This is a genomic window from Paenibacillus lactis (assembly GCF_017873605.1).
GTDB lineage: Bacteria > Bacillota > Bacilli > Paenibacillales > Paenibacillaceae > Paenibacillus_AQ > Paenibacillus_AQ lactis.
This window is the reverse complement of sequence record NZ_JAGGKI010000007.1, coordinates 56,208-77,159: the sequence shown is the minus strand read 5'-3', so window position 1 is coordinate 77,159 and position 20,952 is coordinate 56,208. Positions and strand designations below refer to the sequence as shown.

The 20,952-nt window shown below is 48.8% G+C and carries 23 protein-coding genes; 1 reads left to right on the top strand and 22 read right to left on the bottom strand.

All coding sequences use genetic code 11. The annotated features are described in order from the left end of the window. Positions 1–6: 6 nt before the first annotated feature. The 20 genes from J2Z18_RS14855 to J2Z18_RS14760 all read right to left on the bottom strand — a co-directional run bounded on the left by J2Z18_RS14855 (position 7) and on the right by J2Z18_RS14760 (position 17,180). On the bottom strand, positions 7–1,113 hold the full coding sequence (locus J2Z18_RS14855) for a PTS sugar transporter subunit IIC (RefSeq protein ID WP_312889625.1): 1,107 nt from the start codon (positions 1,111–1,113) through the stop codon (positions 7–9). A gap of 210 nt (positions 1,114–1,323) precedes the next feature. Then, positions 1,324–3,762 carry a GH39 family glycosyl hydrolase gene (locus J2Z18_RS14850; RefSeq protein WP_251535089.1) on the bottom strand — a complete coding sequence of 813 codons (2,439 nt, stop codon included), beginning with the start codon at positions 3,760–3,762 and terminating at the stop codon, positions 1,324–1,326. A 265-nt stretch (positions 3,763–4,027) separates the two neighbouring features. Continuing rightward, positions 4,028–4,321 carry a YfzA family protein gene (locus J2Z18_RS14845; protein ID WP_028406806.1) on the bottom strand — a complete coding sequence of 98 codons (294 nt, stop codon included), beginning with the start codon at positions 4,319–4,321 and terminating at the stop codon, positions 4,028–4,030. Positions 4,322–4,421: 100 nt separating this feature from the next. Continuing rightward, the gene (locus J2Z18_RS14840) at positions 4,422–5,048 is read right to left on the bottom strand and encodes an ABC-2 transporter permease (protein ID WP_210094903.1); all 627 of its coding nucleotides are present in this window, start codon (positions 5,046–5,048) and stop codon (positions 4,422–4,424) included. After that, a complete protein-coding gene (locus J2Z18_RS14835) occupies positions 5,041–5,907 on the bottom strand; it encodes an ABC transporter ATP-binding protein (RefSeq protein ID WP_210094902.1) in 867 nt (288 codons plus the stop codon). The genes J2Z18_RS14840 and J2Z18_RS14835 overlap by 8 nt, the downstream gene beginning before the upstream one ends. Then, positions 5,904–6,287: a GntR family transcriptional regulator gene (locus tag J2Z18_RS14830; RefSeq protein WP_040739992.1), complete on the bottom strand. Its 384-nt coding sequence runs from the start codon at positions 6,285–6,287 to the stop codon at positions 5,904–5,906. Before J2Z18_RS14830 ends, J2Z18_RS14835 begins: the two co-directional genes overlap by 4 nt. Before the next feature lie 219 nt (positions 6,288–6,506). Beyond that, positions 6,507–6,965: a DUF2269 family protein gene (locus J2Z18_RS14825; RefSeq protein WP_028406637.1), complete on the bottom strand. Its 459-nt coding sequence runs from the start codon at positions 6,963–6,965 to the stop codon at positions 6,507–6,509. 21 nt (positions 6,966–6,986) lie between these two features. After that, the gene (locus J2Z18_RS14820; RefSeq protein ID WP_210094901.1) at positions 6,987–7,598 is read right to left on the bottom strand and encodes an NAD(P)H-binding protein; all 612 of its coding nucleotides are present in this window, start codon (positions 7,596–7,598) and stop codon (positions 6,987–6,989) included. A gap of 14 nt (positions 7,599–7,612) precedes the next feature. Beyond that, the gene (locus J2Z18_RS14815; RefSeq protein ID WP_210094900.1) at positions 7,613–8,077 is read right to left on the bottom strand and encodes a MarR family winged helix-turn-helix transcriptional regulator; all 465 of its coding nucleotides are present in this window, start codon (positions 8,075–8,077) and stop codon (positions 7,613–7,615) included. A 276-nt stretch (positions 8,078–8,353) separates the two neighbouring features. Then, positions 8,354–8,665: a hypothetical protein gene (locus J2Z18_RS14810; RefSeq protein ID WP_210094899.1), complete on the bottom strand. Its 312-nt coding sequence runs from the start codon at positions 8,663–8,665 to the stop codon at positions 8,354–8,356. Between the two features lie 138 nt (positions 8,666–8,803). Then, a complete protein-coding gene (locus tag J2Z18_RS14805; RefSeq protein WP_210094898.1) occupies positions 8,804–9,766 on the bottom strand; it encodes a metallophosphoesterase family protein in 963 nt (320 codons plus the stop codon). Beyond that, positions 9,741–10,985 carry an MFS transporter gene (locus J2Z18_RS14800; protein WP_210094897.1) on the bottom strand — a complete coding sequence of 415 codons (1,245 nt, stop codon included), beginning with the start codon at positions 10,983–10,985 and terminating at the stop codon, positions 9,741–9,743. The genes J2Z18_RS14805 and J2Z18_RS14800 overlap by 26 nt, the downstream gene beginning before the upstream one ends. Beyond that, positions 10,982–11,800, bottom strand: coding sequence for an MBL fold metallo-hydrolase (locus J2Z18_RS14795; RefSeq protein ID WP_210094896.1), 819 nt, complete (start codon positions 11,798–11,800; stop codon positions 10,982–10,984). The genes J2Z18_RS14800 and J2Z18_RS14795 overlap by 4 nt, the downstream gene beginning before the upstream one ends. 143 nt (positions 11,801–11,943) lie before the next feature. After that, the gene (locus J2Z18_RS14790) at positions 11,944–12,720 is read right to left on the bottom strand and encodes a DeoR/GlpR family DNA-binding transcription regulator (protein WP_306436990.1); all 777 of its coding nucleotides are present in this window, start codon (positions 12,718–12,720) and stop codon (positions 11,944–11,946) included. A gap of 100 nt (positions 12,721–12,820) precedes the next feature. Next, positions 12,821–13,546 (bottom strand): Rv2686c family ABC transporter permease subunit, encoded by a 726-nt coding sequence (locus J2Z18_RS14785; RefSeq protein WP_210094895.1) that lies wholly within the window; start codon positions 13,544–13,546, stop codon positions 12,821–12,823. Further along, positions 13,533–14,255, bottom strand: a complete 723-nt coding sequence (locus J2Z18_RS14780; protein WP_210094894.1) for a fluoroquinolone export ABC transporter permease subunit — start codon at positions 14,253–14,255, stop codon at positions 13,533–13,535. Before J2Z18_RS14780 ends, J2Z18_RS14785 begins: the two co-directional genes overlap by 14 nt. Then, positions 14,252–15,106, bottom strand: coding sequence for an ABC transporter ATP-binding protein (locus tag J2Z18_RS14775; protein ID WP_210094893.1), 855 nt, complete (start codon positions 15,104–15,106; stop codon positions 14,252–14,254). The genes J2Z18_RS14780 and J2Z18_RS14775 overlap by 4 nt, the downstream gene beginning before the upstream one ends. Continuing rightward, positions 15,103–15,735: a TetR/AcrR family transcriptional regulator gene (locus tag J2Z18_RS14770; RefSeq protein WP_244869095.1), complete on the bottom strand. Its 633-nt coding sequence runs from the start codon at positions 15,733–15,735 to the stop codon at positions 15,103–15,105. Before J2Z18_RS14770 ends, J2Z18_RS14775 begins: the two co-directional genes overlap by 4 nt. A gap of 216 nt (positions 15,736–15,951) precedes the next feature. After that, positions 15,952–16,560, bottom strand: a complete 609-nt coding sequence (locus J2Z18_RS14765) for a histidine phosphatase family protein (RefSeq protein WP_210094891.1) — start codon at positions 16,558–16,560, stop codon at positions 15,952–15,954. 233 nt (positions 16,561–16,793) lie between these two features. Next, positions 16,794–17,180: a YkvA family protein gene (locus tag J2Z18_RS14760; RefSeq protein WP_210094890.1), complete on the bottom strand. Its 387-nt coding sequence runs from the start codon at positions 17,178–17,180 to the stop codon at positions 16,794–16,796. Positions 17,181–17,342: 162 nt separating this feature from the next. Here J2Z18_RS14760 and J2Z18_RS14755 point away from each other — a divergent pair, with 162 nt between their 5' ends. Continuing rightward, the gene (locus tag J2Z18_RS14755; protein WP_051425203.1) at positions 17,343–18,662 is read left to right on the top strand and encodes an FAD-dependent oxidoreductase; all 1,320 of its coding nucleotides are present in this window, start codon (positions 17,343–17,345) and stop codon (positions 18,660–18,662) included. An 86-nt stretch (positions 18,663–18,748) separates the two neighbouring features. On the opposite strand, the gene J2Z18_RS14750 is transcribed toward J2Z18_RS14755, so the two are convergent. Continuing rightward, a complete protein-coding gene (locus J2Z18_RS14750) occupies positions 18,749–20,014 on the bottom strand; it encodes a Gfo/Idh/MocA family protein (RefSeq protein ID WP_007131829.1) in 1,266 nt (421 codons plus the stop codon). A 35-nt stretch (positions 20,015–20,049) separates the two neighbouring features. After that, on the bottom strand, positions 20,050–20,937 hold the full coding sequence (locus tag J2Z18_RS14745; RefSeq protein ID WP_007131828.1) for a carbohydrate ABC transporter permease: 888 nt from the start codon (positions 20,935–20,937) through the stop codon (positions 20,050–20,052). Positions 20,938–20,952: the final 15 nt, after the last annotated feature.

Below are 20,952 nucleotides of genomic sequence, written 5' to 3'. Positions count from 1 at the left end.
CGGACATCATGTAGGTAGACAGCCCGATCGGGTATACCACAATTGAAAGATTTGGCTTGGAATTCTCGCCAGCCCCATATCGAGCGCCAAATACACAATGATCGGCGTTATAAGACCATTAATCCACATCGGAACCATGAGCAGCGGGTTGAAAGCAACCGCTCCGTAGACGATCGGCTCGTTAATATTAAACAGGGAGGGGATAATCGTTGCTTTACCGACGGATTTCAGCTTTTGCGATCTGGCAAGCAGGAACCAGACGGCGAGCGGCAAAGTAGCTCCCATACCTCCGATGCCCAGCCATCCCGAGAAAAAGGTTTCAAAGGTATTGATATTGACCGGGTCCAGTCCTTTTGCCACTAAAGCGGCATTCTCCTCGATAGCCGGAATCCAAATGGTATACCATATCGGCATCAACACCCACGGGCTGACCCCGAAGGAGTACAGAACAACGCCGATAAAGTTAAACAATACGAACCCGATGAGACTTTGCCCCACAGCATTAAGAGGTTCAAATGCATTTACGATGAGCGCAAAAATATCAAAGTGCAGCTGGTAAACCAGAACCCATCCTGTAGTTAAAATGATCGCGATCGGAATGAGAAAATCGAACCATTCCTTAATGAACTCAGGAAGCGAGCTCTCTGTTTTAAAGAAGGAGAATTTACCGCAGACATTCATGATCACCGCTACGAATATCCCCACAAGCAGTGCTGTAATCATGCCCGTCGCGCCAAAGCGTTCAAGGATAAACTTGACGGTTCCATCCTCGTTCATGGTCGGGTTAAGCAGCATGATGAATAAAGATAAGCCTGTCATTCCTGCCAGCAGCTTGATTTTGTGGCGCTCCCTCTTTTCCATTACCATATAAGGCGTTAAGAAAGAAATGAATAAACCTAGCAGACCGAAGCTAAATGTCGTGATCGGTGATAGATCCGGCATCCCCGGGAAGAAATCCTTTAAAATCGAAATCAACGTAATGATTGAGCCGATAAATATCATCGGAATCGCGACCATAATGGCGTCTTGAATAGATGAAACCCAAACATTGTTCGTAAACGCCTCCAATCGAGGCGCAAACGATTCTGTCATCCATTTCATGAAACGCTTCATCTTGTTTTCCCTCCTGTCATTCTCGTGCGGCTGTATCATTAGTATAGGGCCTTCTTGGCAACGCTTTCTTGTTTTAAGTTGTCGTTAAGGGGGGCATTTTTTGCCTAGTTCGTCTCTTTCGTTCTAGCTTGCGTCTCACCCTCAAAAATAAACAGCAAAAAACACCCCTTTTAAAAAAGGGATGTTTGTTGATCCATGATTCGATTCATGCTAATACTGCCTGTCCAACGTTAGCAGCATGACGCCATGAGGCGGGAGTACAATTTCTTTCCGCCAGTTATCCTGCTGGAGAAGCTCTGTCCTTATGCCGGGCCCGCTTCGCTTGTGAAGATAGACAAGCTCTTCCTCCGTAAGGAACTCGGGAGCCCCCATGTGTATCCACTCGTCAAACACCGACCCATGCTGCCGGTCCAGCCGATAACTTGTACATTTGAACGTTCCGGTAAGCTTGCTCAGCGATAATTCGAATATGCGGCTTCCTTTTTCCTCGAAGACATCGTAACGGTTCGTGCTGGTCAATTCGGACCAGTCGCCGCTTGAAAACAGCGGATCCACGTGCACGTAGTGATAGAACAGGAACTGCATGCTGCCGTCCCGGGTTCGCGTTCCAACATAACCGTCCCCTTGTACCAGAAGCTCGTCACCCAGCTTTTGCAACAGCTCTAAGGCATAATAGCTCGGCTTTTTGAGGCCGTCCCGGTTGATCAAGCCAAAGCCTCCATAGAACGGTGAAGTCGGCACCGTGCTTTCTTCGAAGACGTCGGTAAAGGACCAGAAGGCCAAGGCTTTAACCACACCTAGCGTGTGCAGCGCATGATAAATAACAAACGGTGCCATAAACATCGTATCATGCAGCAAGTTGCGGTCGTACATGGAGAAATTCCATTCCGTAATATGAAGCTCCAAGTCGCCATAGGCGGAAGCTTTCATTTTCTCCCGTAAACGGTCAATGCTTTCCCTATAAAATGAAGCAGGCATAATCTTGGTCAGAAACTCTCTTTCATGCTTAAGCCGCGGGTATTCCGAATAAATGTGGAACGAAAAAAAGTCGAGAGGCACTTCATGCTCCCTGCAATAGTTCATAAACTCATCCGCCCAAGGATCATTCCAGAGCGAGCCATAGCCCATCGCTGGCCCCCCTGTTCTAAGCTGAGGCCAGACCGACTTGATCGCGCGAACCGTCGATGCATAAAAAGCAAAGTATTCCTCCTTGCTTCCGGCCCAGCACACCCCGGACAAATCCGGTTCATTCCATACCTCGAAATACCAGCTTTCCACTTCCTTCGCCCCATATCGATTCAGGCAATGGCGCACGAACGCCCGAACCAGCGCGTCCCACTTGGTTTGATCGGCAGGCGGTGAAATATTTCCTCTCCACCAAAATATCGTTTCCTTGGAACGGGCGAGCTGGCTCGGCATGAAGCTGAGCTCGACAAACGGCTTCACTCCCTGCTCCAGGAGAAAATCATACAGCTTGTCGACATATGACCAATTATATACAGGAGTTCCGTCTTCTTTCTCGCTGTACACCATCATCTCATCGTTAAATATGCCGTGGAAACGGATATACCGGAACGGAATATGCCCTTTCAGTTCACGCAGCTGCCGGCGCCAATCTTCCCGCAATCCTTCGATTGCCCTGCCTGCGGTCGTCGTTACATTCCAGTGCTGTTCATATCTTGCCGAAGGCCCATCGGCTTGGATCTCGATCAACTGCCGCTCCGCCGCAAGCGGAGGCGGTGGGTTTAGCGAATCGGGCTTCGTGTCTGCTCTAGCATCCAGATACCGATATAACGTACCCATGGCATTCCATGTATCCATCTCATAATAGTCGCCGCTTGAGGACTCGTCGTAAGTTAACGGCTTGCGGTCCGGCCGATGAGCTTCTTCGGCAAGCAAGGCATCGCGATAGGAGCTCGGGGTGCAGCCGTACTTTTCTTTGAAATATTTATTAAACAGCTTCACGTTGGCAAAGCCGCAATCGAGCGCGATTTCCGTTATGCTTTTCTCGCTTCCGGCAAGCTCGGCTTGCGCCTTCTCCAAGCGTACCAACGTCAAATACTTTTGGAAGGGGATGCCGATTTTATCCGTAAAGAAGTGCGAGAAATAATGCAGGCTTAAATGCTCCAGATCTGCCATGGTTTGCAGACTAATCTTCTCATTATAATGCTGGTCTACATACGTAAGGACCCTGTTCAGCCTCTTATAGTCGTACTCTCTGCTGCCCTCGTCGGCTGCGGGATTCGTTCCATCCGCAAAATACCGAAGCAGGCCGCCGCACAACGTTTGCAGGGTTCCCATCGCGTAGCTTTGATAACCCGGCGCCTTCTTGTTGATCTCCCATACCATCTGGGCGAGATTTTGCTTGATGCCCTGCAGCTGCCGGTGCTGCTCCGGATCGGCAGCAGAATTACAAGAAATAAATGCTTGATTATTCAACCATTCAGGACCGAACTGCAGCGTCAGCAGCACATTGTCTTGGCTTGTCCGCTCGATCTGATGCACCGACATGCTGTTCACGACAATGACATCATCTTCATGGAGCGTATATTGCTTCTGATCAAGGTACATGATGACGGAGCCTTGGAGAACATAGACGATTTCCACCTCCTTATGCCAGTGAAAATGAATATGCTTTACGCTGTTCACGAAGAGCTTGATAGGCAGATCTTCCTGATGCTCTATAAATTCATAAAGGTAGCGAATACGCTGCTCCTCCCTTCATATAGCCTATTATATGCACATTTTTTCGAGGATATCAAAGCCGCTAAGCCCTCGCAATGTCGAAAAGGACACCCTGGAACCGCCCGGGATGTCCTTTAACAATCACTTATGAACAACGAGTTATATGGGGTGTTAGTTGCCTCATAAATATATCCCGAACAGAGCCCAGCTCCTCCTATTTGCAGTGCGTTCATTTTCTAGATGATAGATCCTTCACGGCCCCTATTAAACCTGCTGGAAGCAACGTAGCGGCGAAGATTGCGGTGAATAGATTATGCGACGCTGTTTTATACGGCGTGAACCATTCCGTAAATAGCTTGGCTTGCGAAAGGTCTTCAAACCAGGACCCTTCCTTCACTTTAAACGGCGTCCACGAAGCATGATCGAACGCGATGAATAGCAGCTGCAGAACTACAAGTCCTGCAAGAATATACATCCATTCTTTTCTGCGATGAGGGCGGCTTGTATGTAATGTATCTTTCAAAATGCGTAATCTCCTTTATAAGTAAAAGTTGACCCCCGTTGCAGGAAAAGCTTGGTTCTGCAAAAGTGGCCGGGACAATGGGCAGGCGTGGCTCAGCTTCTTACATGTCCTTTCTCGAGAACAGGGTGACCGCCACATAATAGGAAGCAATGAATAGCAGTAAGATACCGGCTGCAGCCATAAATAATAGATTACTGCTCATCATGTGATTCTCATTCAGCAATGTCATCATGAACGCAGTGGGCTGTGCCATAATAATGAGCGCGATTAAAAATACAGCGTTAATAATGCCGGCTCCTTTTTTACTCAGTGCATAGAATAAAGGCATATATATGGAAGTTAATACTAGCAGTATCCCCATTGGAACCAGGATGTCCAAGACGGTATAATCCGGCTTGTTAAGCTGCGGGAATGCAAGCTTTACAAACCAATGGATACCAAAGGAACCAAGGACGCCAAACAGCATAAACAGGATCGCCGTGATGTATTTCGCCTGTACAATATGCTTGCGGCTGACCGGCAGCGTGACCAGAAAATGATGATTATTGTTCTTGATATCGATCATCGTCACAAGACTAACGGAGGCGAATGCAGTATAGATCCCGACAAAGTAAATGGAAAAGTCGCTCCTTGGTATAAAAGCGATACTGAACACCGCCAGATAAAATAAAGTCATCCACAAGGAGCTTTTTAAGGCGATAAAGTCCTTGCGCAGCAGATTAAGCATGAACCCGTCCTCCTTTGGCCGTGAAATACATGATGTCTTCCAGGGAAGGGGTTTCCAATACAGCGTGATTCCCGAACAATTGTGCAGCCTTGTGCCTGTTATCGACTAAGCCCTCAAAACCGACGGCTGTCTCACGAATCCCGATGAATTCTTTTCGGATATCCGAATCAAGCAGCTCCATATCCCCCTTTATGAGCGCGTATCGCTCAAGCACATCTTCCTTCGCTTCATTAAATACAATCTTCCCGCGATTGATGAAGGTAATATAGTCCGCGATCCGGTCCAGATCCGTCGTGATATGGGTCGAGAAAATGATGGAATTCCTCTCGTTCTGCATCATATCCGCAAGCAGATCAAGCATTTCCCTTCTAAACACCGGATCGAGACCGGAAGTCGGCTCATCCATAATAAGAAGCTCGGCCTCATGCGATAGAGCAACGGCAAGGGCAAGCTTGATCTTCATTCCTTTGGATAGATCTCCAATCTTCTTCTTGGGAGACAGCTCGAATTGGTCGAGATATCCCTTAAACTTGCTGTCATTCCACTTGTCGTAGAAGGGAGCGACCAGCTTTTTCGTATCATGAATCGTCAGATGCTCATAGTAGAAGCAGTCATCCGATACGATCCCGATCCGCTGCTTAATGGCGATTTCTTGTTTAGGCATTTCGCAGCCCAGTATTTTCACGCTTCCGGAATCCGGACGGACGATGCCCAGCATCATCTTGATCAAAGTGCTCTTGCCAACGCCGTTCGGGCCAATCAGGCCGGTAATATATCCTTGCCTCACATCCAAAGATACATCATCAACGGTGAATAGCGGGTATGCTTTGGTTAGATTTCGTATTTCTATGGCATTCATGGCGTCTGTTCCTCCTCAAACAATAATGTCAGATGTTCGATGACATCCTGCTGACTCAAACTTAATTCCTTGCTTTCCCGAATGATTTCCATCATTTTCTCTTCTAATCGTTTCATTCGCTGCTCCCGTATAAAATCTTTATTTGCTCCTGACACAAAGCATCCCTTGCCTACAACCGTGTCAATGAGCTGCTCCTTCTCGAGCTCTTCATAAGCGCGCTTAGTCGTAATTACGCTAACCTGCAGATCCTTGGCCAGCTGCCGTATCGAGGGAAGACTATCGCCGGCCTTCAAATCACCGTTCAGGATGCTCTGCCGGATCTGATTCATGATCTGTATGTAAATCGGGTCGCTCGATGCGTTAGACAAAATAATGTTGATGATCATTCACCTCACTGCCGTTAATTGAGTATATACCGTATATATATAATATATACACTTAGCATTCATGTGTCAAATTCTTCATTGGAAATCACCAATCGATTTCTTCACAGCTCATAAGATAATGCAGGCCAGCCGCTGTGCACGGATGGTTACTAGCAATCAGAATAAAAAAAGCCGCGATGAATCGCGACTTGATCTGTGTATATCGTTGCTTCCCTAGAATACGGGCTTGATGATCATAAGAAGAATGATCGCGATGGCCATAAGGTTCGCAATCGTATCGCGGGCTTGTTTTTTTCGGAACAGCTGCTTGTATTCCTGAGAAACTTCTCCCGAGGTTGACTGGCTCGCGATTTGATGAAGTCTCTTTAAGATCGGTTCAACGACCAGAATCGCGTAAAAGCCTGAGATTAGGAACAGCACAATCGACGCGATATACCACATTTGCCGAAACAAGTAGGGGCTCATCCAGCCCAAAATCAAGCCCGTGACGAGAAGGATGCCGAATGAAAGATTCGCATTTTTGTTTAACTTCTCCACGATGTGGTGAGCATACCGCAGCTGATCGGCCGTCTTCGCTCTTTTCAGAATCATATTGAATAAAAACACCGGTCCAACACCGAATATGGCCGAAGAAATATGAATGACTAACAGGGATAGATACAGGTAATCCATGGCGATTTCGTTTCCTCCTTGTTACTTGCCCCAAGTTACACTATAAATACCTCGATCGTATGCATCCTTCGTAACAGCGTCCAGCAATGCAGCTGCTAAATCCGCCCGGCTGATTTGATACGGGCCCGATTTGAAATCGTTCCCTCGTTCCTGGATTCTCCAACGACCCGTGGCGGGTTTGTCGTTTAGCTGAGTCGGCCGATAGATCGTCCAGTTCAACCCGCAACTTCGGATTACATTCTCAGCTTCGCGCAGTTCTGCCAAGTCGCGGCGAAAGATCCATCTTGCAACGAGAACGGTGGGCCATGGACGTTTAGCTTCAAGTAAATAGGAACTGACAAACACCAGTCGCCGGACTTTGGCTTCTTGCATGGCCTGAATGACATTTTGAATAACAGCGGCGACATTGGCCTTTCCACCGACGATGGCAATCACTCCTTCGCTTCCGTTGATCGCATGCTGGAGGTCTGACAGGTGGATTCCATCTCCGGTTACTATCTTGGTTATACCTTGAAAAGACTTTAATACGTTCGGCCGCCTTGTGAACGCGACCAGTTCATCACCTCTGGCGATGCCGTTCCTTAAAACCTCCAGTCCGGTTGGACTCGTTGAGCCGATTACGGTTATACGCATATACATCCCACATGTCATTCAGTATGTTGACGAATGGATTGAGCATGCTTGTCAAAGTTGTTCAACACGATCTTCAGCAGCCGCATGAATTCCCCATATTCCTCTGCGGACATCCCTTCGATGCCAATTTCCATCACCTCCGCTAATGCCTCCTCAATCTTCGGCACGACAGCCTTCCCCGCATCTGTAAGAAAAAGTTGATGGTTGCGTAAATCCGCAGGATCCATCTCTTTGCGAACATAGCCTTCGAGCTCCAGCTTACGGATCGCCTTTGCCGTCGTGGTCTTGTCTAGCAGCAGCTGCTCACTCAGCGTCTTCTGATTCACCCCTTCCTTCTTTGACAGCATGAACAAAAACATATGCTGACCAAAGCCCAGCTGAAGAGCAGCGAGCCGTGGAGCAAGCAATAATTGCAAATGGCGATTAATTGCTGTAACTTCTTTTCCGTATGCTCCATGTTGAAGAACTTCAGGTTTCATGTACTTCGACTCCATTAGTTTTATTTGCCAACTACATACATAATAAACGCATATAGTTGGCTTATGCAACTAATGTTTCAAATCCCAGTGAGCGGAGGTGCATAAAGTTTTTTTTAGTTGAGAACATGGGATAGTCTACTTGCACGCAGTACGTAAAAAAGTCGCCACTATTGGCGACTTCTGTTGTTCATAACTCAACATCAGAGCATAGAACTCCCTAACTTCAGGCTTTGATGAAGCCCACTTTAATTACATCTATTATAGATACCTTGGAATTCAAAATGAAAAGATGAGGGCAAGGATAAATGCACTGATGATAGCTATAACAAGAACCATAATTCGGATGCCGATCCGAACCAGCCAAGACTTCTGTGCAATCCGATCATTGATACGCTCCATATATAAAGCTCCACCCGCAATGAGAAAGACCAGCACGTTAAACATGTAGTCCCAAAATGATTTCGGCTTGGGGGTGTAGGCTTGAAGCCCAATGGTATTTCTCATGCCTTCATCTCCAGGAAAAACCGCCATGATTGCAGCCATAATGATGTGTAGTACCAAAAAACATATTATAATCGTCCCGACCATCTTCTGCCTCCTATATTATGTCACGAATCCATTTCGCAGTAGAAATTTCCTTTTTAATATAGAGGAAGAGCAGCTGCCAGGGCAAGCTGCTCTCATCGAAGTCGTCCTATTTAAGAGGATAGGGACTAGTAGATTCTCTTAGTGAGCACCCGGCTCATGTAAGGGCATTTCCCCGATCAATCCGTCGCTCTGGCGGATCCATGTCTCAAACTGCCGCTCGCCCGCTGTGATTCGAATAACTCGTGCACCCGTCGGGAATTTATCCTTCCTCACACCTTCCACATAACTGACATAACGAGTAGATCTGCCGTAACAAAGGCGGATGCCGTGCAGCACTCCGGAATAATCGTTCGAGTGGTCATGGCCGACAAATGTGCCCATAACATCTCCCATTTCTACCATGGCGGCGAACATGCCGGAATTGACTTTGGGCGAGCTGATCCATTCACTGCAATGGCCTTCGCACACTGACGTCTCCCACACCTTTTTGTATTCCGGCAGCGGAATATGGAAAAATGCCAGTGCAGGTAAAGGCGTCCCGCCGTTCCGTTCGGCCAATCGCCGGGATTCGGAGACGTACCAATCGATTTGATCACGGCGAATCCAGTCATACCCACCCACCGCTTCAATCGGTGAGTAATCGCCGCTGTCGAGGAAGAACAACGCAGCAGCCGGCTTCCCCGTTGGATCGTCAACCGTCAGCACATAGTTACCCGCTCCGCTTACTCCCGGAGGATCCGGTTTGGCGACGCAATATGCATGATGGAGCTGCTCCTCATGCATCCTCTTTCGGGGAACATTCCCCTCCGAGTCATGATTGCCAAACACCGCCGCCCACGGCACACGGTTGTCTTCAGCGACAGCAACCGCGCTGCGGAATGATTGCAGCGGATCCTTGCTCCTTGCGCTTGCAATCAAATCTCCCGCGAATACAACAAGATCAGGCTGCTCAAGCGCAATGATCCTGTCCATCGTTGCCTTCGTCATCGAGTCGAGCATCGGCGTCTCCGGATCCACATCCTCCTCATCAATAAACTCCACATCGGAAAACTGCACGATGACAAACGATCCGTCCTCACGAAATGTTAGCTTCTTCTCCAAGGAATCCCCTCCCTTTTCTCATACCGTCCTGCCGGTACCATAAACCAATCAAAATGAATACAGCTGCGCACGCTAGATACATGGATGTCATGCCATATTGCAAGCCGACCACCCAATAAATCAACGTCGGGCCGATCGCCGCCCCTAAATCGGTTGACACGGAATATGCGGTCATGACGGTAATCACGGATGTATTCTTCGCTGCGTCGGAGGCCATCGCGTCCATAATGGTGCCAAGTGCGGTGCTGGTAATCATGACGAAAATTACAATTCCGACCCAAATGCCGATTGGCAGCTGCCAAGGCAGCAAAGCATATCCGGCCGCTGCGCCCGCCAGCGATACCATAAACAGAGGAAGCCTTCCTCTCGGCCCATCGGTATGACGTCCGAACCATCTGGCCAGGAACGGCTCCCATGCACAGCGCAGCGCCGTCAATACACCGCCTAACGCAGTGCTGCCGATTATCAAACCGAACCAAGGGATCCCGCCGGGATGGCTTGTATCGATGAGATACGTGAGCGTCGCGCCGAACACAGCGTGCAGTAACGATATCATTAATCCGCTTATCACGATTTTTTTCACCTGCAGCGACCAGACCGTGTTCCTCACTCCGCGTGGAGGATCCAGTTGATGCATTCCCGAAGCTTTTCCCTTGCTTATGGATACGGCGATGAGCGGAAGCCCGATCAAAGCCATGATCCCGAATAGTATGGAGACGGCTGACAGGCCGATCATGGGCACGAGCAATCCTCCGAACAGTACGCCGACCAAGCTGCCAAGACGCCACAATCCGTTATACGTTCCCATGAAGCGTCCCCGGTTCGTATCATCGGAATAGCGGATGACGGTCAAATATCCACCCATTCGCAGCAAGGACCATGCAATCCCCCAAATGGCACGGAGGGCTACCCAGAGAACGAACCCTTTGAATATGCCGTATCCCACCGTGGTAAGCGCCGCCAGCCCGACCGACATAAACAGACCGGTTCGAAGCGACATGCGGTGATACAGCCACCCGATTAGTGGATTAAGAGGGAGCCTGACAAGACGATTGACGGACAGCAGTACGCCGACCTGCCATAGCGCGTCTAGTCCCGCTTCCTTCCAATATACCGGCAATACGATGTACAGCATCGAATCACCGAAGAGGGTCAGTGCAGTAACGATACCTACAATTACAATCTGTCGCCGTTCTTTGGCGCTGTCTCCGCCCGTCATAGATCGACGATCAAGCCATCGTAGGCAACCTTGATGCCGGCAGGCTCGAAGGCACGCTCAAAATCATCATGCAAAAAGCCGGAGTTATGCGTAAAATGAGTCACGTAAACCTGGCCATCCATGCCAAGGTTGCCTTCCTCCCGCCACACGCGCTGGACCTCCAGCACGGTTTCAATGCCCATATGATTTGGATTTCGGTCATTGTTTGTATAGCTATGCGTACAATCAAGAATCGCCATATCGATCGCTTTGCCTTTCAGCCATTCCCATGTATCGTCATGCAGCCAGCCCGTATCATTGCCGTAAAACAGCGTCTTGCCCCCTTTTTCAATATAAAACAACAAACATGTTTCCATACGGTCATGATTCGCGAGCAAAGGAGTAACTTGCGTATCGCCCAAGAAAATCGTCTCGAAGGGACGCAATAAGTGGAAGGCGAACCGGTCTCCAGCATCCGGGCCAATCGCTGGTATGCTTTGGCTAATCGCCGCATCGTTGCCATAAATATGTAAGGGGTGATCGATACCGTGTGCAAACCCGTCAACGCGGTTGTACAGATCCGATGGCTGGAAATGATCGTAATGCGTATGCGTGAATAACAGATGCTCAACCGCACCCAAATCGATCCCGTCACGGAGCGCCTGCATATGGGAGTCTGCGGAGTAGTCGACCTTGATTATGCCATCAATCAATACAGAGCTTCTCGTTCGGATGTTTTTTCCTCCAAGCGATCTCGCCTTGCAACAGACGTCACAGCGGCAGTACGGATTGGGGAATCCTTCCGCAGCAGCCGTTCCGAGAAAATGGATTTTCATTTTGAGGCTCTCCTCCCTTAGTGAAGCGATCGTTTATCTCATTCCTTTGATTAATACAAATAATACCACATAAACGCAATCAATCACACACAAAAAAACGATTCCGGGTTTGCATAAAACCAAGAATCGTTCACCGCTCCTGCCTATTTATATACGATCTCAATGCCGCTCTTGCTGAATTGATCAACAATATTTCTGTCGATTTTCGAATCCGTTACAAACCGCTCGACTTCGCTTGCCCCGCATACTTTGATAAACGAGTTTTGTCCGAACTTGCTGCTGTCTGCGAGGGCGATGGTACGCTTGGCGTTAGCGTGCATGATTTTTTTCACCTGAACCTCGCCGATGGCGTTATCCGTAATCCCTGCTTCTAACGTAACCCCGCTCATGCTCATAAAAAATAGATCCGCGTGAAAGCGAGCTGTAAATTCCTCCGTTAGGTCGCCGATGATGCTCAGCTCTTCATGACGAATGACGCCACCGGTCATGATGACCGTATACCCCGGCATCGACACGAGTTCATTCACGATCGGAAGCGAGTTCGTAATAATCGTTAATCGGTCGAATTTCGTCTTGAGCGCCTTCGCTATTTCAGTGTTTGTCGTACTCGGGTCCAGCGCGACGGACATCCCTTCAGTCACATAACGAACCGCGATTTGAGCCAGCTCCTTCTTCTCTTCCATAAAGATCGATTCACGGATCGGAAGCGGAATTTCGTGGCTGTAATCCGGATCTCTAGGAATCGCCCCCCCGTGCACCCGCCGCAGATGGCCTTCGTTTTCCAAGTATTCAAGGTCCCGTCTAATCGTCTCGAACGAAACCCCGAAATGCTCCATGAGCTCCGAAGCCCGGATCGATTTGTCTTGATTCAATTTCTGAATAATGATTTGATGCCGCTGTTCAGCAAACAACTGCTCCACTCCTTACTTGCCTGAACTTCTTCTTATCTAAAAAGTTTACCATAAAAGCGCCACCTCCACCCGCAGCACTGTTTTTCGTCCCTATGCTAGCAAGAGAGATCTATGCTTGCTTGGCTTTAAACACATTGATCATGAGAAACAAACACGCTAGATGTAATAGCAAGCCCAGCAAGAAGAACACAAATGCAGGGAATGGTTCATCATGCATGATCAGATCGAGGACCTTTGCCGGCCAATAACTAGGCAGCAAAGCCCCAAGCACCTGCCAAGCTCCCGGAACAAAATGAACCACCACAGGGCCTATGATGAACAACCCTCCGATTTTGGATAAGGCCAGTCCCTCCACTTTATTTGATGAGAATGCGGCGAGAAAGAGCGTAAACAACGGCGATTCCAATGCCAGCAGCAGCAAAGCATACAGCGTTTCCCATCGAACGACCGACATCGTAGACCATTGCAAATAGATTGCGGATAAAACGATGCACAGCAGGGTTGGAAGCGCCACTCTATACAGCAAATAACCTTTACGCATCAGCGGCGTAACCGCGTAATAGGCTATCATATTCTCATCCCGTTCGTCGAGGATAAGCAGCCCCGTAAGCATCCCTGTTAACATCGGGATCGTCACAACTAACAATGAGGCAGCAAAGCCGCGATATTGCTCAAGATTAAACGAATAATGCATGTCAAGCCAATGAACGGCTATAGGAAAACCGAACCTGGACAGGAAGATAAGCACCAGCGGACCGATCATAGCCGCCATGAGCACGGGGTCTTTCAATGCGTGCCGAAAATCCTTCATCATCAGGGCTTTATATTTTTCCATTGCCATCCCCTCCTTCTCCGATCCTCATCAGCACATGGCGTGAATAAGAGCGGTGTGCCCAGATATATGCTGCGGAATTCCAGATCAATAGGATGAATGCGGAGTAAAGAAGGTGATTTACGGACAGGCCGCCAGAAGGAGAACCGAGTAATCGAAGTGTCCCTTCGGTCGGAAGCAGGAGAAACAGATCCGTATGCCATAAATGAAAGTAGCCCAGCAATGGAAGGACAAATGGCAAAGCGTAGACTTGCACCATCAGAATAAAACCATTGATGGTACGGTGTCGTGCCGCCACGCCTATCGATAGCAAGGTCATAAAGGTTGACGTCAGGACGATGCCTGCAGAAAAAGCAAGCGGTGACTGCGGAAGGCTGCCGCTTGCCGCATGAATGGCCCATCCTGCCGCAAGGGACAAGACGGACAGCGATCCGGCTTTCGCCAGCAAATAATCCCGAATATGAGCCGGCGTGACGAACAGCGGATCGTGGACGCCTTGGTCCCTCTCCAACAAAACCATCCCGCCTGCCATGATAAGTCCTAAAGCTGCAGGGTCACTGAAGGTCAGCGCTATGGCTGTCGTCTCCTTATAGATTTCTGGAATGAACCTAAGCAAGATCCAATAACAAAAACAAACGAATACATAAACGAAATAGAATCCATGACGCCATTGAAAACGCAGGTCGAATATCAACAGGGATAAGCCTTTCATATCAGCTGCCTCCCCGTCACCTCGATAAAAATTTGTTCAAGGGATGCCTCCTGCGAATGAATCGTTTCGAGCATATCATTCTTTATAATCTTAAGAAATTGATCATTCCCGCCAATACCGTCAAGAGGAAATAAGGCTTCCTTCAGCTGGCCGTTCTTGCGAAATTCTACGCGAAGCTCCTTCCTTCCCTTCCGCAGCTTCAATTCTCTTGGCGAATCGATCAGTTTGATTTCACCGTCAACAATAAATGCTACTCGATCACAAAGCTCCTCTGCCGCTTGCATATTATGCGTTGTGATGAGGACGGTCTTCCCCTCCGCCTTTTTCGCCAGAATCAATTCCTTCATCCGTTTCGCGTTCACCGGGTCCAAGCCGGAGGTGGGCTCATCCAGAAAGAGGATATCCGGATCGTGCAGCAGCGCCCGGCAGAAGTTAAGCCTCATCTTCATCCCTTTGGACAGCTGGGACACCTTCATGTTTGCAGCATCTGCAAGATTGACTTGTTCCAGCAGATGCATAGGATCCTCGGTTTTTCCCTTGTAGAGGGAACGAAAGAGCTTTAAATTCTCAAGAACCGTAAATTTGCTGTAGAAGTTCGGGAATTCAAAGGCAACCCCGATTCGTTCGTAATAGTCGGGACCGATATCCCTGATTTCGCTGCCCATTACTTTTACGCTTCCCTGATAGCCCTTCAGCACGCCGATCAGCAGCTTTTGCGTCGTGCTTTTACCCGCGCCGGAAGGACCGAGGAATCCGAAGATTTCCCCGGTTGGAATCACAAAATCCAGTCCGCGCAGGGTCTGCTCGCTCCGGTTCGGATAGGTAAAATGAAGCCCTCTAACTTCGATCATACCGGCTCGTCTCCTTTAAAAGGCCTTGATGCCGCAAGCATACCAGCCGATAACAATTCGACCAGCAGCTCGATCGTTGCCGTATATTGGGCTTCTCCGATGTCATTCTTGTGCAGCGTCAGCAAGGCCAAGGATCGAATCATCCCCACAATCGATTCAGAAGGCGTACCGGATAAAATGCCCGCTCTTTGCCAAGACGTAATGATCGGCAAGAGCGCTTCTTGATCCTCGCTAAAATTGCGTTCCAGCTGCACCTTGGGTAACTTCCTGAACAACATTTCCATCTCGCCCCGATCCATCATCTTCCGGAGGAGCGGGCTTTCATCCATCATTCTTAATGAATAGGAAAGAAACCGCTTGATGCCTTCCTTGCTGCAAACCTCATCAGGGGGGAATAAATCCAGCACAGTATTGCGGATACGCTGTTCCTCTTCCAGCAGAAGTTCATAATATAACTCCTCTTTCGAAGCGAAAAACATGTAAAACGAGCCTTGGGCAATGCCGGCAGCCTTCGTCAAATCCTCCACGCTCGTTTTGCGAAGACCTGCTGTTTCAAATTGGTGCCGCCCCTCCGAAAGCAATTTCTGACGGATCCATTCGCGTTCCTGCTCGGAAAACTTTTTTGGCATGTCGCTGTTCACATCCTTCATGAATTTATTTATGATTTTATGAATGTTTTTATTTTATATTCACAAATTACAGCTGCAAGCTCCGAATGTCAATAGTGCGCTTTAGGACTGCGTTTGCCATCATGTTGCAATTATTGGGGTTTAGGGCCGCTCGGCGAACAAGCCGCCGAATGTAGGGCAGCCTGTTTTCAGCGTATAGAAGAACTCCAACAGATTTTATCCCAAAAGATGTAAGTGCGTTATATTTGCGAAATCGATTAATACAAATCGCCCATCAACGTATTTTATATGAGTGATAGAACACTCAGGGACCAGTCGACTCTGCGTTTGAACAAAGTCCGGGTGATAGGCATTCAACTCATCTTGGGAAAATTCGTTTACCATAAAGTCTGTGATTAACCCGCCATGCGTCACGATAACGATCCGCTCGATTGTGTGCTGAGCCGAAAGCTCCACTATGCAGGAAGACAAGCGCTCGCCTGCCCTTCTTGCAGAGTCGCCGACTGGGGGGACAAAATCTCTTTCCAAGGTGCAGTGATTCCACATCTCGATAAACTCCTGAAATGTTTGTCCAGGGAGGTCTCCCCAGTTTGCTCGTTCCCGTAACCGGGTATCTTCCAATATGGTTTGATTCACGGCTTCTGCAATGAACCCAGCGGTCTGCTTGGCTCGCTGAAGAGGACTGCAGCAGATTCTGCTTATGGGCATTTTACGAAAATATGCTGCTGTCATCCGAGCCTGCTGTATCCCTAATGGAGAAATGGAAACATCTCCAGTTCCTTTCTGCTTTTCAGCATGTCTAACCAGGTAAAAGTCCGTGCTCATTCCAGCACTCCTTCCTGAATATTAAATTTAACGATCGTTTAATTTAATATATGTCTAATTAGATGATATCATGGGTTTGCACCATTGGGAAGTCAGCGCTTAGGAAAAATAAAATTGCCAATCTACTCGTAACGATGATCGTCATTTTTGCGATTCGTGAACGCAGCAACGCTAGCCTCTAATATAGATCGAAAAAAAAGAGCAGCTGCCGCTGGCAACGCTCTTTTATTCGATCAGTCCACCATGTACCGATATATGATCAGCGAAACCCAAAGGAATGCCGCGATCCATAGGAGAATAATAAAACTTCCTGCAAGCCAATTCTTCGGTTTACCGTTTTTTATACGTTGCTCGGCTTTCTCTTCGTTCTCTTGGACGACATCAGGAGGTATCATTTTCAGTGCGATGGCTACTCCAAGTGGAACTAAGATCACATCGTCCAGATAGCCTAGAATAGGAATAAAATCTGGAATCAGATCAACGGGGCTAAACGCATAGGCTACAACACAAATGGCAAATACTTTGGCGTACCACGGGGTCCGAGGATCCTTGTAAGCATAATAGAGCACGAATATCTTTCCTTTTAGCTTTCTAGCCCATTTCTTGATTCGGTCAATCATCCCGCTCTCCTTGCGTGCATGTTTTCATTCCAACAAAACCATTCTACAGACCTAGTTCATGATCCTTCCTGCGCCGGGTTAAGGTCACTGTTCCATATTGTATTGTATCAATAATGAAGTAATTGAGACATTGTTTATTTCCCGGAAAGGAAGTGTCTTATCATGCATGCAGACAAGATGGATATTAGCCCGAAGACAGGAACAGCGAGTAATGTTCCCAAAGTTTCGGTCGCCATTGTGGGCGCAGGTTTAAGCGGCTTATGCTTAGCTCAAGCACTGCTTCGGGCCGGGATGGAAGTGCAAGTGTATGAACGCGATCAAGCTGTGGACGCCCGTCGCCAAGGGTATCGAATTACGGTAGATGAACACGGGATTGCCGCCATAAAGCGATGTCTTCCTCCTCGTTTATTCGAGCTGTTTCTGGCCACTACTTCGCCTACTGACCTTGATAGTTATTTTAGATTAACCAATGGGAAACTACGCGAAATATTCAAACTCACGTTTAAAGGAGACCCAACGGGCACCGACTTACGGATCCCTCGCCAAGCGGATCGCCAAACATTGCGCACGATCATGCTGGAAGGACTTCAAGAACGGGTGCATTTTGGGAAACGAGTGGTCCATTCCGAATCTAACCCGGATGGGGCCGTCCTTCACTTCAACGACGGAACTTCCGCACATGCAGCATTCATCGTTTGTGCAGATGGAGTACATTCATCCCTACGCAAACAATACCTTCCGGATTGTGAACCGGAAGATGTGAACCATTGGGCGATTTATGGCCGTACTAGATTGGTTCATGAAAAAGATAGACCATTGATGCCCGAAGGTCTCAAAACAAGCGGTATCCACGCCATCGGTCGTTCAGGCGACGGCATCTTTTTTACGACGATGGCCTTTCGCGAAGCTCCCCAAGCTGCGTTCTCCCGAATGGGAATCGTCCAGCCGCCTCCTATGGTTGATGATTATATCATGTGGGCTGTTCTCATGCCCAAAGAAAGGTTCTCGGAATATCAAACTACCTCTGACCCCGACCTGCTGTTTCGGGTGGCCCAAAACGTTTCGCGAGACTTCCACCCGGCGATCCGGCGTCTAATCGAGCATGCTGACGTAGATTATACGATGGGAGTTAAATTCAAAGCTGGAAGGAAACCCTCCCGTTGGCCCAACTCACGCGTTATTTTTATGGGTGATGCAGTCCATGTCATGCCTCCTACTGGATCGCACGGGGGCAACACGGCCCTGCGAGATGCAGGTCTCCTCGCCGACAAGCTTGAGGCTGCGATGAAACAGGAAGCGGATTTTGAAACAGCGATCTACAATTATTATCACGAAATGAGTAAATATGCATTCCACGAGGTTGAAGCATCGAAGTCCATGATGAAACGATTTACGATGAAAAATCCGGTCATGCGATGGACGATGTTAAGTGCGATACCTTGGATTCGATCCCTGACGAACCAGCCACTTACGATTGATTAACCAATCCATGTCGATAGACGATTAAGCAACGATTAATAATGAAAATGCCGATCTTAAAGACCGGCATTTTGTCATTTCTATGTGAATCATTTGGCGGTATAACGCTGTCGAAACTCTTCAAGACGAATAATCGATCCCTCGATTCGGGATTGCTCGGCTGCAAAGGCCATCAGATGGCTCTGCACAGAGCGGTCCGCCGAGGTAAGCCCTTGCGTTTGACCACCGTCGCGGACCAGCTTCAGAAAATCCTTGATCAAGCGCATGTCCCCGCCCCCGTGGCCGACATGACCGCCCATATCGTCAAAGGAAATCCTTTCGACCTTTCCGCTGCCAAAATGAATGATCTCGATTTCGTTTTTTTCCATGGCCCCCCGGATCTCACCGCGCGTTCCCATCAGCTTGATCGTCCGGCTCACGTCCCTTGTAAAGGCACTCATCGTAAATGCTGCCGTGACGCTGTTCGAAAACTCTAAATTCACCACCTGGTGATCAACCACGTCGTTATCGCAATGATAAACGCATCGGCCATACGGTCCTTCCTGCAGCGCCTTATACCGCGCACTGTAGCTCATGTCGTCGCTGATGGCAGATGTCGGCCAGTTCGTATCCGCCGTTAAATAAAGATTTGGCGCATAGTAGAGACATTCATCCGCCGCCGGGCATCCGTCCAGACAGCGCAGCGGCGCTCCTTCCGGCGCTTCGGCAGCCGTAAAATGAGTGAGTGAACCGAAGGAGGATACCCGAACGCAGTCCGCATCCGCCAGCCAGAGCAAGATGTCCAGATCGTGGCAGGACTTTGCCAGAATCATAGGGCTGGATTCATCCTTGCGGCGCCAATTCCCTCTTACAAAGCTGTGTGCCTGATGCCAGTATCCCACATTTTCATTATGCTGGATGGACATCAGGCGGCCGATCACGCCCTCTTCCAGCAGCTCCTTCAGCGTCCGAAAGAACGGCGAATACCGCAGCACGTGGCAGATCGAAAACACCTTTCCGGCCTTTGAAGCCATTTCCCCCATCCGTATGCATTCTTCCGGATCCGGCGACATCGGCTTCTCCAGCAGCACATGATATCCCGCCTGCAGCGCGCGCATCGTCGGCTCGAAATGCTGCTTATCCTGGGTGCAGATCAGGACGGCGTCAGCCATCTTGGGCGCGGCAAAAAATGCGTCCCAATCCTCGAAGCAATTGGCATCGTCGATCCAATGCCTATGCTTAAAGCTCTCTCTTCGCTCCCGAACCGGCTCCGCCACGGCGGTGACTTCGAGCTCCATGGGATGCTGCAGCGCATACTCCAAATAATTGATTCCGCGAAGCCCGGCTCCGATTAATGCAACCGACACTTTTTTCATATAATAGCTCTCCCCTTCCTGCTTGCTCCGCTGCTTTATTCCTTCACGCTGCCGACGGTTATTCCTTTAACAAAATATTTCTGCAGGAACGGATAGACGAGCATAATCGGAAGCGCACCCATAAAGATTTGGGCCGTTCGGAGCGTTTTCTCGCTTAAATTCTCCATCGCCTTAAGCTGTTCGATCGAGATGGACGTCATTTGCGAGTTTATGGACATAATCAATGTCGACAGGTACGTCTGGAGCGGGTATTTCTCCGGCGAGTTGAGATACAGGATGCCGTCGAACCACGAATTCCAGTGACCCACAATGGTGAACAAGCCGATGGTCGCAATGGACGGAAGGGATACAGGCAGATAAATGCTCCATAACACCCGCCAGTGTCCTGCCCCGTCAATCGTAGCCGCTTCATCCAGTTCTTTGGGAATCGTCCGGAAGAAGTTCAGCATCAGCACCATATTCCATACGTTAAGCGCGCCTGGGAGAATCAAAGCCCAGATCGAATCAATCAGTCCCGTATTTTTAACCGTGATATAAGTCGGAATTAATCCGCCTCCAAAAAACATCGTAATGGCAAAGAACCACACATAAAGCGTCCTGTGCTTGAATTGCTCCTTCGATTTCGATAGCGGGTATGCCGTAATGAATATCAAGAACATATTGACAGCCGTTCCCAGAACGACCCGCTCCAGTGAAACGCCGAACGAGAGGAAGAATTCCACTTTCTCTCCAAGGTACCGATAAGCATCTACATTAAAACCAACCGGCCACAGCTTCACTTCACCAGCCATGGCGGCGGTATTCGAGCTTAAGGAAATCGAAAGCAAGTGAATGAATGGAATAATGCCAAGTACAGTGATCGTCGTAAGCAGCAGCGTATTCAACAAGACAAACAGTCTTCTGCTCATCGTTGGTCTGTGCATTTCTCTCCCCCCAGC

What these genes read in the sequence shown, in the direction of transcription:
- J2Z18_RS14760 (WP_210094890.1), bottom strand. Translation starts at nt 17,180, where the DNA reads ATGATTGACCGAATCAAGAAATGGGCTAGAAAGCTAAAAGGAAAGATA.
- J2Z18_RS14745 (WP_007131828.1), bottom strand. Translation starts at nt 20,937, where the DNA reads ATGCACAGACCAACGATGAGCAGAAGACTGTTTGTCTTGTTGAATACG.
- J2Z18_RS14780 (WP_210094894.1), bottom strand. Translation starts at nt 14,255, where the DNA reads ATGAAAGGCTTATCCCTGTTGATATTCGACCTGCGTTTTCAATGGCGT.
- J2Z18_RS14820 (WP_210094901.1), bottom strand. Translation starts at nt 7,598, where the DNA reads ATGCGTATAACCGTAATCGGCTCAACGAGTCCAACCGGACTGGAGGTT.
- J2Z18_RS14750 (WP_007131829.1), bottom strand. Translation starts at nt 20,014, where the DNA reads ATGAAAAAAGTGTCGGTTGCATTAATCGGAGCCGGGCTTCGCGGAATC.
- J2Z18_RS14795 (WP_210094896.1), bottom strand. Translation starts at nt 11,800, where the DNA reads ATGAAAATCCATTTTCTCGGAACGGCTGCTGCGGAAGGATTCCCCAAT.
- J2Z18_RS14770 (WP_244869095.1), bottom strand. Translation starts at nt 15,735, where the DNA reads ATGCCAAAAAAGTTTTCCGAGCAGGAACGCGAATGGATCCGTCAGAAA.
- J2Z18_RS14825 (WP_028406637.1), bottom strand. Translation starts at nt 6,965, where the DNA reads ATGGATTACCTGTATCTATCCCTGTTAGTCATTCATATTTCTTCGGCC.
- J2Z18_RS14835 (WP_210094902.1), bottom strand. Translation starts at nt 5,907, where the DNA reads ATGAATGCCATAGAAATACGAAATCTAACCAAAGCATACCCGCTATTC.
- J2Z18_RS14810 (WP_210094899.1), bottom strand. Translation starts at nt 8,665, where the DNA reads ATGGTCGGGACGATTATAATATGTTTTTTGGTACTACACATCATTATG.
- J2Z18_RS14755 (WP_051425203.1), top strand. Translation starts at nt 17,343, where the DNA reads ATGCATGCAGACAAGATGGATATTAGCCCGAAGACAGGAACAGCGAGT.
- J2Z18_RS14855 (WP_312889625.1), bottom strand. Translation starts at nt 1,113, where the DNA reads ATGAAGCGTTTCATGAAATGGATGACAGAATCGTTTGCGCCTCGATTG.
- J2Z18_RS14800 (WP_210094897.1), bottom strand. Translation starts at nt 10,985, where the DNA reads ATGACGGGCGGAGACAGCGCCAAAGAACGGCGACAGATTGTAATTGTA.
- J2Z18_RS14775 (WP_210094893.1), bottom strand. Translation starts at nt 15,106, where the DNA reads ATGATCGAAGTTAGAGGGCTTCATTTTACCTATCCGAACCGGAGCGAG.
- J2Z18_RS14765 (WP_210094891.1), bottom strand. Translation starts at nt 16,560, where the DNA reads ATGAGCACGGACTTTTACCTGGTTAGACATGCTGAAAAGCAGAAAGGA.
- J2Z18_RS14785 (WP_210094895.1), bottom strand. Translation starts at nt 13,546, where the DNA reads ATGGAAAAATATAAAGCCCTGATGATGAAGGATTTTCGGCACGCATTG.
- J2Z18_RS14815 (WP_210094900.1), bottom strand. Translation starts at nt 8,077, where the DNA reads ATGAAACCTGAAGTTCTTCAACATGGAGCATACGGAAAAGAAGTTACA.
- J2Z18_RS14840 (WP_210094903.1), bottom strand. Translation starts at nt 5,048, where the DNA reads ATGCTTAATCTGCTGCGCAAGGACTTTATCGCCTTAAAAAGCTCCTTG.